General features: G+C 36.0%; 9 protein-coding genes. 5 read left to right on the top strand and 4 right to left on the bottom strand.

From position 1 onward, the window contains the following. Positions 1–265: 265 nt before the first annotated feature. The 4 genes from recA to ACHRVX_RS07715 all read right to left on the bottom strand — a co-directional run bounded on the left by recA (position 266) and on the right by ACHRVX_RS07715 (position 3,643). A complete protein-coding gene (gene recA / locus ACHRVX_RS07730) occupies positions 266–1,273 on the bottom strand; it encodes a recombinase RecA (protein WP_213304110.1) in 1,008 nt (335 codons plus the stop codon). Positions 1,274–1,466: 193 nt separating this feature from the next. Beyond that, positions 1,467–1,976, bottom strand: a complete 510-nt coding sequence (locus tag ACHRVX_RS07725) for an acyl-CoA thioesterase (protein ID WP_394772966.1) — start codon at positions 1,974–1,976, stop codon at positions 1,467–1,469. 128 nt (positions 1,977–2,104) lie between these two features. Further along, positions 2,105–2,488: a DoxX family protein gene (locus ACHRVX_RS07720; protein WP_395330922.1), complete on the bottom strand. Its 384-nt coding sequence runs from the start codon at positions 2,486–2,488 to the stop codon at positions 2,105–2,107. 6 nt (positions 2,489–2,494) lie between these two features. Continuing rightward, positions 2,495–3,643, bottom strand: a complete 1,149-nt coding sequence (locus ACHRVX_RS07715; RefSeq protein WP_395330920.1) for an ATP-binding protein — start codon at positions 3,641–3,643, stop codon at positions 2,495–2,497. 433 nt (positions 3,644–4,076) lie between these two features. On the opposite strand from ACHRVX_RS07715, the gene ACHRVX_RS07710 reads away from it, so the two are divergent. The 5 genes from ACHRVX_RS07710 (at position 4,077) to ACHRVX_RS07690 (ending at position 12,759) form a co-directional block, all read left to right on the top strand. Further along, positions 4,077–4,529 (top strand): hypothetical protein, encoded by a 453-nt coding sequence (locus ACHRVX_RS07710; protein WP_056247778.1) that lies wholly within the window; start codon positions 4,077–4,079, stop codon positions 4,527–4,529. A gap of 213 nt (positions 4,530–4,742) precedes the next feature. Beyond that, on the top strand, positions 4,743–6,035 hold the full coding sequence (locus ACHRVX_RS07705; RefSeq protein WP_395330918.1) for a hypothetical protein: 1,293 nt from the start codon (positions 4,743–4,745) through the stop codon (positions 6,033–6,035). Positions 6,036–6,138: 103 nt separating this feature from the next. Beyond that, positions 6,139–6,555: a hypothetical protein gene (locus ACHRVX_RS07700; protein WP_395330916.1), complete on the top strand. Its 417-nt coding sequence runs from the start codon at positions 6,139–6,141 to the stop codon at positions 6,553–6,555. Positions 6,556–6,626: 71 nt separating this feature from the next. Further along, the gene (sprC, locus tag ACHRVX_RS07695; protein WP_395330913.1) at positions 6,627–8,006 is read left to right on the top strand and encodes a gliding motility protein SprC; all 1,380 of its coding nucleotides are present in this window, start codon (positions 6,627–6,629) and stop codon (positions 8,004–8,006) included. A gap of 1 nt (position 8,007) precedes the next feature. Further along, on the top strand, positions 8,008–12,759 hold the full coding sequence (locus tag ACHRVX_RS07690) for a PorP/SprF family type IX secretion system membrane protein (RefSeq protein WP_395330911.1): 4,752 nt from the start codon (positions 8,008–8,010) through the stop codon (positions 12,757–12,759). Positions 12,760–12,813 lie beyond the last annotated feature (54 nt).

Below are 12,813 nucleotides of genomic sequence, written 5' to 3'. Positions count from 1 at the left end.
AATTCTTTAGTAAAAAAAATAAAAAACCCGTTAGCACCAAAAAACTAACGGATTTCTATCGAACAAACAACCAAATTTATTCTAAAAAAAACCTTCGATATCCTGTATTAATAATACCATCAAATCTCATGTCTTCTTACTAGATGTTAATTTGTTATAATGGTTGCGTCATTTTTATAATTATTTTAAAATAAAAAAACCCGGCAGATTTTAATATCTGTCGGGTTGAAATAAGTAAGCAAGTAAATTACTGGCTATTATTGTTTTAAGCGTTTGCCAATTCCTTGATATGCGCTTTGATTTTAATTTCTAATTCATCAGCTAATTCCGGATTATCTTTAATTAAAGATTTTACAGCATCACGACCTTGTCCTAATTTTGTATCTCCGTAACTGAACCATGATCCTGCTTTTTTAACGATTTCAAATTCAACCGCTAAATCAAGAATTTCTCCTGTTTTAGAAACTCCTTCTCCGTACATGATGTCGAATTCGGCAGTTTTAAAAGGCGGAGCTACTTTATTCTTAACCACTTTAACTTTAGTTCTGTTTCCTATAACATTCTCTCCATCTTTAATTTGAGAAGAACGACGAATATCTAAACGTACAGACGCGTAAAATTTCAAGGCGTTACCCCCTGTTGTAGTTTCAGGATTCCCGAACATTACACCAATTTTCTCTCTCAACTGGTTGATGAAGAAAACAGTACAGTTTGTTTTGCTAATAGTTCCGGTTAATTTTCTCAATGCCTGAGACATCAAACGTGCGTGCAGACCCATTTTAGAATCTCCCATTTCACCTTCGATTTCACTTTTTGGAGTCAATGCCGCAACAGAGTCAATTACAACGATATCAATTGCACCTGAACGAATTAAATTCTCAGCAATTTCTAAAGCTTGTTCCCCGTTATCTGGTTGAGAGATGATCAGGTTTTCGATATCTACGCCTAATTTTTCAGCATAATTTCTATCAAAGGCGTGCTCAGCGTCTATAAATGCAGCAATTCCGCCTGCTTTCTGAGCTTCGGCAATTGCATGTAAGGTTAATGTCGTTTTACCAGAAGATTCCGGACCGTATATCTCGATAATTCTACCTCTAGGGTAACCATTAACTCCAAGAGCTAAATCAACACCAAGAGAACCTGAAGAAATCGTTTCAACTTCTACAATGGCTTTGTCGCCCATTTTCATTACAGTTCCTTTTCCGTAAGTCTTATCTAGTTTGTCAAGCGTAAGTTGGAGCGCTTTTAATTTGGCTTCTTTTTCTGAACTCATCTCTTTTTTTTCTTTTACTTCTTTTACTTTTTCTTTCATCTAAATTTTTATAATTCTTTCATTTTCAAAAACAAATCCGAAAATTTAAATAACTTCCTGACTTAGATTTCTATGGGCTTATATTTTTTGTAAAATTAGTTCTTTTTTTTGGAGTTTGATTGTCTCAAATTGTTACAAATTGTCACAAATTGTACTACAAAAAAAGAGCCTTTAATTCTGTTGCTTCTGATGGTTTTATTTTACCGGCAAGTAATAAACTCAATTGTTTACGACGAAGCGCGGCTTCAAAACGTTGTATTTCAAGATCAGTTTCAGGAGCAATTGGCGGAACTTCAACAGGTCTTCCGCTATCATCCACTGCAACAAAAGTATAAATGGCTTCGTTAGCTTTGGTTCTGCTTCCGGACTCACGGTCTTCTACCCAAACATCAATAAAAACTTCCATAGAACTTTTAAAAGATCTGGAAACCTTTGCTTCTATTGTTACTACGGCTCCAAGAGGAATGGCTCTGTTAAAAGCGACGTGATTTACAGAAGCTGTAACCACAATTCGGCGTGAATGTCTGCGTGCTGCAATACTGGCCGCACGATCCATTCTGGCTAATAATTCGCCACCAAAAAGGTTATTTAAAGGATTTGTTTCGCTTGGTAAAACTAAATCGGTTAAAATAGTTAGAGATTCTGAAGGATGTTTTGGATTCATTTTTTAAATATAAAATTTTTTTTTGCTGTTCGCTTAAAGCGAACTATTTTTTGCCACAGATTATAATCATAAAACAGCTGTGATAATCTGTGAAATCCGTGGCTTATTTTTTAAATAAATTGGTCAGTTTAATTCAGCCAATAAACAGCCATAACAGCTGGAATAAAATAAATAACGATAGTTCTTGCTCCGTCATAATCTTTTGCTAATCGTTGTCCGAAAAGCATCATCAACAACGAGATACAGGAAAAAATTGCGCCATAAAGACCAAATTCACGACCACTGTTTGTTAATAATTGTATGGCACCAACTACACATAAAATTCCGGAAATTAATTCCATTACTAAAAGATGAAATAAGGCGAGGGGAATTTGATTTTTTAAAGGTGTCTGCGCAAAATGTCCTTTAAGCCAATCGACATTGTCTTTCCAATAAAATATTTTTTCATATCCTGATTGTAAAAACGTTAAGGCTAAAAATGCTAATAATAAAATGGAGGCAACATTATTCATTTGAAACTATTTTTTATGAATTAAACGAGTCAGTTTTATAGATAAATCGGTTAGGATTATTTTTGCATTTCCGTTTCTTTCAATGTGATACATCGCATCTGAAAGTTCTTTGAAAATTTCGTGAATATTATTTCCGTTTACGAAAGGGGCAAAATTTTCCAGTTTGAATTTATCAACCTTTGGTTCAATATAAACTAAAGTTGGAGCCTGATAATTAAGCAAAAGTGCCTGACGGAACATTTCGATACAAAACTGAATGAATTTTTTCTGGCTTTCACGTCCAAGAGCTGCAATTTCTTCACTCCAGGAAATTAAATCCTGAATTGCGGCTGCATTTCCTTTTGCCCTGAAAGCTGCACGAACCCAATTAACGAACCATTGTTCAAACGGATATTCTGAATCGTCTTCTTTTAAAAGATGTAAAGCTTTACTGAAATTTCCCTGCGCCTGATGTGCAATTTTAAAAGCCTCTTTCTCGTCGATTTTTTCTTTTGAAATTAAAGCTTCGGCAATAACTTTTTCCGGTAAACCGTTAAAGTGAATTACCTGACAACGAGAACGTATGGTTTGGATAATATCTTCTTCATTTTCAGAAATCAGAATAAAAATAGTTTTATCAGATGGTTCTTCAAGAAGTTTTAATAATTTATTTGAAGCGGCAATATTCATTTTATCTGCCATCCAGATGATCATAATTTTGTAACCTCCTTCGTAGGATTTCAGCGAAAGTGATTTTAAAACTTCTGTTGCATCTTCCACCCTGATTTCTCCTTGTTTATTTTGAACGCCCAGAATTTTATACCAGTCAAATAATCCTCCGTAAGGCATTTCCTGAATAAATGTGCGCCAATCCTGAATAAAATCTAAGCTTTTTGGTTTAGTTTTTACATCTTCGGTCGTAACTGTTGGATAAATAAAATGTAAATCGGGATGGGAAAGGTTTTGAAACTTCAAATTACAGGAGTCATTTCCGTTTGAGTTTTCGTTTCCTGTATTATTACATAAAATATATTGCGCATAGGCAATAGCTGTAGATAGTGTACCGCTTCCTTCTGGCCCAATGAATAATTGTGCATGTGGAATTCGTCCTGAAGCTGCACTTTTTATTAAGTGGCTTTTGATGTAATCCTGACCTAAAATTTGAGAAAATTGCATGAAGCAAAGATAGAAGAAAATGATGTAGTCAAAAATTTTCGTCTAAAAGTTTATCACCGGCTTTTTATTTGTGTGGTTATAAGATTTTTATTTGTAACTTTTTGAAGTTTGTTAACCAACTTTTGTTAATAACGAGCATAAATCGAGCAGATATCAATACTTTTTTGTTAATAGTTTTTTCAATAATTCGGTAAACGTAAGGTTTTTTTGGTTATTAATTTAAAGGAATTGAATTTTTTTATAGCGAATATCTTACGGTTTGAATTTTAACAATTTTAACTAAATCCTCGTTAAAACGCACATTTTCTCGACATAAGACTGATTTTTAAGGTTTTTTTAAGCTTTTTTTTTTAAAAAAGAAATCAATAAAGTTGCAATTTAAGTTAATTTATATATTTTTGTTTTCATCAAGAACCATTTATAAAAAGAATCTATGAAAGGGAAAATTATTTTATTAAGCGCAGTTTTTTTCATGACAACCGGAGCTATTTCGGCTCAGGCAAAAAATGCTCCGAGAAGTATTATTAGCACAACGGCTCTTATTCGCAAATACCATGATCAAAAAGAATTGAGCGGTATGCAAAAAGGAGAACTTTTGGAATTATACATTGAGCGTATTAAAGTTTTGGTTAAAACCCTTCCTTACATTGCTTTGGTTACTAAACCTGGCGTTACGATGGCAGACTTAGGTATTCCGGACGACAGTGAGCACAAAAAAGTATTAGATGCTCAGGCTGTTGGTACAACTACATTTTTAGATACTACAGTAGAGTTTCAAAGAAAGATGATGCCATATTCTGACAAAGGAAATTTAATTGCTGCAATTTTATTTTACGAAAACACATTGAAATCTTTACATGAGTTCAACGAATTGAACGAAATGTAATAAAACATAAATTTTTTTTAAAACCTTTTTTGAAGTGTTTACGTAGATGAGTTAAATTTTTTGCGCCATTTTGAAAAAAGATATTAAAAAAACGACTCGTTCTCGATGAGTTCTGAATTTCATCAGAAAAATCGAGATGAGTTTTTTCATTTACGCATACGATTACGCTTACGCATACCCAAATTTATTATTAACCGTAATACCCCCCTTATCATGAAAAAAATTACTCAAATGATCTGCGTTCTTTTGACAGTTACTGCTATGAGTGCTCAACAAGAAAAAGGAATTATGGGCTACAACAATTGGTTGAACAACTGGACCGAATTTAAGCCTCACAAAGTAGAATATGGAGAAGCAAACCAAATTTTAGCAGGAAACATTTCTGTTAATACTAAATTGCTGAAAAGGAATATTTATGTTTTGCAAGGGAACGTTTATGTTACGAACAATGCTGTTTTAACAATTGAGCCAGGAACTTTAATTATTGGTGATTTTGAAACTAAAGGAACATTGGTAGTTACAAAAGGTGCTCAACTTGTTGCAGACGGATTAGAAACTGATCCAATTGTATTTACATCAAACCGCAGCCAGAAAAAAGCTGGAGACTGGGGTGGTGTTGTAATTTTAGGTGATGCTCCAATCAATAAATTTGGAAATGTAGGTTCTTATAACCTTGATCTTGATCCAACTCTTACTACCTACGGTGGAGATAATGTAGCTTCAAACTCTGGAGTTTTAAGATATGTTAGAATCGAATTTGCTGGAAAAAAAGTAAAAGGACTTGATACTTTCAACGGTTTAACTTTAGCTGGTGTTGGTAACAAAACAGTTCTTGAAAACATTATGGTAAGCTACGCTGGTGGTGATTCATTTGGAATCATGGGTGGCGATATTAATGCGACAAAATTTGTTTCTTACAAATCAATCAACGACGATTATAAATTTACTCAAGGAGTTCAATGTCGTTTCTATAACTCACTAGCTGTTAGATCTTCATACTTCTCCAGTACGAAAGACGGTTCTCGTTGTATGGAAGTAAAATCTTACGAAAAGAAAAGCGAAACTGATTTTACTAAAAAACAAACTTTAGTAGTTGCAACTAATATTACTATGCTTAATGACAGTGAAAACATTAAAGCAGATATTCAGGCTGGTTTAGTTAAAGAAGCTGTTTATGTGGCTGAAAATGCTTCTCTTGAAATGAAAAGAAGTGTAATCTCTGGATTTAATCCTGCAGTATTATTAGACAGCAAAACAGAAATCAATGATGCTAATCTTAAAAAGATCAAATTTGAAGAAATGTACTTCAACTTATGTAACGGAAATATCTTTACAGAGTACAATTCTAACAACGAAGATTTAGAGAGCTGGTATGGTAATAGTGTGTTCTTTAACGTTTACTCTCAAAGTGACAACAAAGAAACATTTATTGATATCTTCAATGCTAAAAAACCTGATTTCAGACTTCAATTAGGAAAAATCACAGCTTCAAGCGGAAACAGATAAATAGATTTAGATTTTTATTTCAAAGCGTAAATTTTATTAATAAAGTCCCCAGACACAATTTATGTATTCGTCTTAAACCGGACCAAATAAAGATCAAAACATAATGGCTCAATCTAGAAAAAGATATTTTTTAAATATAATATTTTTGGTTTCACCTATTACGTTAAGTCTGTTTGCACAAAGCTCAGTAGATAAGCCTACGGTTTCTATTGAATCTAGCTGTGTAATGGCTGCGTCTAATAACCAAGAAAATAGTACAGCTGATAATGTTATCGGCAAATTAGATACTAATTCTAATCAGTTTATAGTAGGGCTATCCATCCCCAAGGATAGCCTTGTTATGGTGACTGAAATGAATAATGATCAGACTTTAAAATGTGATGAAAACGTATCTGTAACTGCTTTTTATTCTGCTCTTGCAAAGGACATTATAGAAAACTACAAGTATGATTTTTCAGAAACATTTATAGATATTTTGTTTTTTGAGAATATAGATTTGGCCAGAAAACGCACTATATGATTCGAAAAATTACTCTATCTTTAACTAATTGCTTTCTTTTTTTGAGTGTTTTTTTCGTTGTGAATTCAAAAATGCAAGCGCAAACTATTGCACCACAAACACTTGATGGTCTGGAGAAGTTATGCGCGGGTAATAATTTCAATGAATTTTACGCCACATTTAGTTATATAGATTTTCCTGCAGGAACTACCTTTGTGATTGAGCTTTCAGACAGTCAGGGTAATTTTACATCTCCTATAGCTACTACTAAACTATTGGCTACAGATGTTTCTGCTACTTCACAAACTATAAAATTTGCTGTACCAACTACATTGGTTGGTGCAGACACTTATAGTTTTAGGGTTAAAAGTTCCCTTGCAAGTGCGCAACCAAGTGCAAGGTTCAAAAACACATTAGGAAACACCTCTTTCCCCGTTTATTTTAAAGAATACGAAGGATCTTTTATTATTAATAATAAAAATGATACTGCATTGATATGTGCTGGCGGCAGCCTGACACTTTCTATCAATAATGATACACCAACTGATATCAGCTCATCACCAGTTAATTATTCAAAAATTAAATACAAATGGTACAAAGATGATGTTGCAATTGCAGGACAAAGTTCTAAAGAGTTAGTGATCACTACTCCTGGAAAATACTACGCAGAAATTGATTACGGATTATGTTCAGATGTGAATTTTAGTTCTAATCGTGTTACTGTGACAACATCAGGTTCTGGAGGATCAGCAGTTACAATTACGTCAAGTTTAGGAAATCCGTATTGTGCAAGTGTTGATGGTACTGTTTTAACAGCAACTCAGGGTAATCATTATGTTTGGAAAAAAGATGGTGTTGCCTTTGCTGGTGATACGCGTACAGTTACTGCAAAAGAATCCGGAGTTTATACCGTAGCGGTTGATTTTGGAGGATGTAGTGCTACAGGTACTATTGATCTTAAAAGCAATAGTTTCAATGCCAGTATTGACGTAGCAGATGAATTTGAACTTAACGAAGGCGAGACCGTAAGTGTTACTATAACAACAGATGCTTCAAGTCCAACTTTTGAGTGGTATTTGAACAATACTATTATTCCGACTGCAACAACTGAATCTTTTTCTGTTACAGCTATCGGAACTTATAAGGTAAAGATTTCACAGGTTTCAGGATGTTTATCTTCAAGAGAATTTATCTTTAAAGCTACTGGTAAAGCAGGTCCATCGTCAGTTATTCCTAATATAATTAATTTGAGTGGTACAAGTCCATATTGGAATATACCAGATGAGTACAAAAATGCAAGCACCAAGGTTATGATAATAAGTTCAAATGGAGATATGGTGCTCGATGTCAGCGATTATCAGGGAGATTGGCCTCAGACCTCAATAGATTTTAAAAATGTAAATCCAGTATATTACTATGTCATTCAATCCGACACAGGTGAAAAAAAAGGATCAATAACTGTGATAAGATAATATGAAGAAAATTTTACTATTCATAACTTTATTTTACGGTTTTTCAAATGCACTCTATTCACAGGAAGCTCCTGAGAATGGAGTTGTTTCGTTTTCGTTACCTATCAGAAATTCTTTAAAGTTTAATAGATATTTAATTAACCCAACATTCAGTTTTGTTAGAGAAACTAATGCTTATGCAAGTTTTTATAATAAAAGACAATGGGTTCAATTTGAAGATGCGCCAAACACATATTTAGCTAATTATTCAGGTCGTTTTAGAGAAAATGAAGCGTTTGCTTTTGGCTTATTCCAGCAAAATTATGGTCTTATGACCGTTTTTGGCGGAATAGGAAACTTTGCACACAACATCGTTTTAGAACAAGACAGCAATTTAACTTTTGGTATGAACGTTGGTGTTTATCAAAGTGGTTTAAACAAAGGAAAAATTATATCTGATGACTCAAGTCTTTCAAATTTAGATTATCCTTCAAATACATTATTGACTGTTAATCCCGGAATTAACTACGGTACGGCATTCCTTGATTTTGGAGTTTCGGTAAACAATTTGATTCTGTACAATTTTGGTGGCGGAATCGTTAAAAAAGATCCGGAAAGAGCCATCGAATTGCACGCTATGTATACAGGTTATATCGATAGCTTTGGATTTTTTGACAGAAGTAAATTCTCAGGAATTGTAAAAACAGAAGTTAAACAAGATAAAACCATAATTTCAGGTCTTGCCATGATCGCTATTCCAAAAGGAGTGTGGGCACAGGCAGGATACAATACTCTATATGGAGTTTCGGCAGGATTAGGACTTAATATTTCTCCTAGTATTGCAATCGAATATAACTACGAAAGAGGAATGGGCAACTTTACCAATCTTGGTGGTTCACACGAATTTGCTATTGCCTATAAATTCAAAAATAAAAACTACTATTATGGTGATGATGAAGAAGGTTCGTTAATAGATCCTTCTAAACCTAAAGCCGTATTAGCAAAACCATCAGCTGCTACAACAGCAGCCAGAGCAGATGGTGTAGAAAAAGCAAGATTAGCAGCCGAAGCAAAAGCTGTAGCAGATGCTGAAGCAAAAGCAGCAAGACTTGCCGCATCAGAAAAGGTGAAGGCTGATGCCGAAGCCGCTGCAAAAGCAAAATTAGAAGCAAGTAACAAAGCTAAAGCAGATGCTGAAGCAATCAAAATAAAATTAGCTGCTGATGCTAAAGCAAAAGCCGATGCTGCTGCTGCTGCAAGAGCACAAACTGCAACAACAAACAAAGCAGCTGGAGCTGAACAAAGAACACAAGCACAATTAGCTGCAGATAAAGTACGAGCAGATGCTGAAGCACGCAGAATAAAATTAGCGGCTGATAACAAAGCTAGAGTTGATGCTGCTGCTGCTGCAAGAGCACAAGCCGTTGCAAATAAACCAGGTGCTACAGCTGCACAAAAAACAGCTGCACAATTAGCTGCTGATAAGTCAAGAGCAGATGCTGAAGCATTAAGAATTAAGTTAGCCGCAGATAAATCTAAAGCTGACGCTGAAGCTGCTGCAAAAGGAAAAGCAGCTGCCGCAAGTGCAACACCGCAAAAAACAGCTGCACAATTAGCTGCTGATAAAGCAAAAGCAGATGCCGAAGCATTAAGAATTAAGTTGGCCGCAGATAAATCTAAAGCTGATGCCGAAGCTGCTGCAAAAGCAAAAGCTGCCGAAGCTGTGACACCACAAAAAACTGCTGCACAACTAGCTGCTGAAAAAGCAAAAGCTGATGCTGAAAATGCTGCAAAAGCAAAATTAGCGGCTGATGAAAAAGCAAAAGCCGATGCGGAAGCATTAAAAATTAAGTTAGCTGCCGATGCAAAAGCAAAAGCGGATGCCGCCGAAGCAAAACGTAAAGCTGACATGAAAGCAAAAGCTGAAGCTGCAGATTTACAATCTATTTTAGCTGCAGATGCAAAAGCAAAAGCAGATTCTGATGCTTACCAGGCAAGATTAGCTGCTGAAGCAAAAGCTGCTGCTGCACTTTCTGCAAACACCAAAGCAAATGTTGATGCTGCTGCAAAAGCCAAATTAGCTGCTGCTGCAAAAGCAAAAGCTGCTGAAGATGCTGCATTAAAAGAAAAACTAGCCGCTGATGCGAAAGCGAAAGCTGATGCAGAAGCAAGAGAAGCAAGAATAGCTGCCGATGCAAAAGCGAAAACTGATGCAGAAGCTGCTGCGAAAGCAAAATTAGAAGCTGATGCAAAAGCCAAAGCTGATGCTGAAGCATTGAAAATAAAACTAGCGGCAGATGCTAAAGCGAAAGCCGATGCAGACGCCATACAAGCAAAATTAGCTGCTGATGCTAAAGCAAAAGCCGATGCAGATGCCATTCAGGCAAAACTTGCTGCTGATGCCAAAGCGAAAACTGACGCAGAAGCACAACAAGCAAAATTAGCTGCAGATGCAAAAGCAAAAGCAGATGCCGAAGCACAACAAGCCAAATTAGCTGCAGATGCAAAAGCAAAAGCTGATGCAGACGCAATCGAGGCAAAATTAACTGCAGATGCAAAAGCTAAGGCCGATGCACAAGCATTACAAGCCAAATTAGCTGCAGATGCAAAAGCGAAAGCGGATGCCGAAGCACAACAAGCACAACAAGCAAAATTAGCTGCTGATGCAAAAGCAAAAGCTGATGCAGACGCAAAACAAGCTAAACTAGATGCAGATGCAAAAGCTAAGGCAGACGCACAAGCATTACAAGCCAAATTAGCTGCAGATGCTAAAGCGAAAGCTGATGCCGAAGTACAACAAGCCAAATTAGCCGCAGATGCAAAAGCAAAAGCTGATGCAGACGCAATTCAGGCAAAATTAGCTGCTGATGCAAAAGCAAAAGCTGATATGGAAGCATTACAAGCTAAATTACTTGCTGATGCAAGAGTGAAAGCTGATGCTGAAGCGACTGAAAAAGCAAAAGCCGATGCAGAAGCACAGAAATTGCAAGAAGCTGAAAATGCTCGTTTGGCGAAATTAGCTGCTGATAAGGCAAAAGCTGATGCAGAAGGACAAAAAGCAAAACAAGCTGCAGATGCAAAAGCAAAAGCAGACGCAGATGCACTTCAGGCTAAACTTGCTGCAGACGCAAAAGCGAAAGCTGATGCAGAAGCATTACAAGCGAAATTAGCTGCCGATGCAAAAGCAAAAGCTGATGCAGACGCCATAAAAGCGAAACTTGCTGCTGATGCAAAAGCAAAAGCAGACGCAGATGCACTTCAGGCTAAACTTGCTGCTGACGCAAAAGCGAAAGCCGATGCAGAAGCTCAACAAGCGAAATTAGCTGCCGATGCAAAAGCAAAAGCTGATGCAGACGCCATACAAGCAAAACTTGCTGCTGATGCTAAAGCGAAAGCAGATGCAGATGCACTTCAGGCAAAATTAGCTGCTGATGCAAAAGCAAAAGCTGATGCAGAAGCTCAACAAGCCAAATTAGCGGCAGATGCCAAAGCTAAAGCTGATGCACAAGCAGTACAAGCAAAATTAGCTGCTGATGCAAAAGCGAAAGCGGATGCTGATGCATTACAAGCGAAATTAGCTGCTGATGCAAAAGCAAAAGCAGATGCTGACGCAAAACAAGCTAAACTAGATGCCGACGCGAAAGCTAAGGCAGATGCACAAGCATTACAAGCAAAATTAGCTGCTGATGCAAAAGCAAAAGCTGATATGCAGGCAGAACAAGCAAGATTATTAGCAGATCAAAAAGCGAAAGCTGATGCAGAAGCTAATGAAAAATTAAAGGCTGAAGAAGAATCAAGATTATTAAGAGTAGCTGAAGAGGCACGTGAAGCAAAATTATTAGCAGATGCAAAAGCAAAAGCTGATGCAGCTGCAGATGCGCTTGCAAAAGCGGCTTCGGCTCCAAGAGATGATACAGCAAAAGCTATTGAGGATTTAACTCAATCTATTGAGAATTCAACTAAAAATCAAAAAGATTTATTGTCTCAGTTCAATACAACAGTGGCAAACAAACAAAGAGATTTGAATGACTTGAGAGAAGAGAATGACTTAAGTGAAAAAGGAATTTACAAAGAACCGAAACCATTTAAAAGTGTTGCGGCAGAAAATAGTCAGCTAGAAGCTTTAAAATTACAACTTGCTGAAGCAAACAGAGCGCAGAAAGATGAAATCAATAAGCTTACTAATTTATATAACGAAAGACTTAAAAAATTCCCTAATAAAAATGATGCTTTGAACAAGGCGTATCTTGAAAAGATCAACCAGTTGAAAGCAGCACAATTAAAAATGGAAGAAGACAGTGCTACTTTACTTTCGAATTTAGAACGTATTAAAGCTGAAACTGAAATTGAGAAAAAACGTAGAATTAAACGTGCAGCTTACGAAAACGATCAGGGAAGATATGCACAGGACGTTGCTGCTCTTAAACGTATTAAAGAGACAACTAAACCAAGTAGTACACCATTAACTGCAAGTGATTTTGATTTTGGTGAAGACCAGTCAAATATGCAGATTATCAAGAATATTAAAAATTCTGAAAATGGTTATTATTTAATTATTGCGGTTCACAGCAGTGTTGAAAAAAGAGATCAATTCTTAACTAAAGCGGTGGCAGCAGGACGTTCAGATGTTAATTTCTTTTACAATGTAACAACAAGTAAATATTACATCTATTACGAGAAGTTTGAAGGTTTATCTGAGGCAACTAAAGCATTAGAAGCTAAAGGAAATAAACCATACAACGGGAAAATGGCTATCGTAAAAGTGGAGAATTAATAAGAATAAGATTGAGTCGGTCCTTCTTAAGCAATTAAGAAGGGCATAATAATA

The organism is Flavobacterium sp. FlaQc-47 (genome assembly GCF_044006475.1).
Classification (GTDB): domain Bacteria; phylum Bacteroidota; class Bacteroidia; order Flavobacteriales; family Flavobacteriaceae; genus Flavobacterium.
Note: the sequence above shows the minus strand (reverse complement) of the source record. Positions and strands in the feature narration are given on the sequence as shown.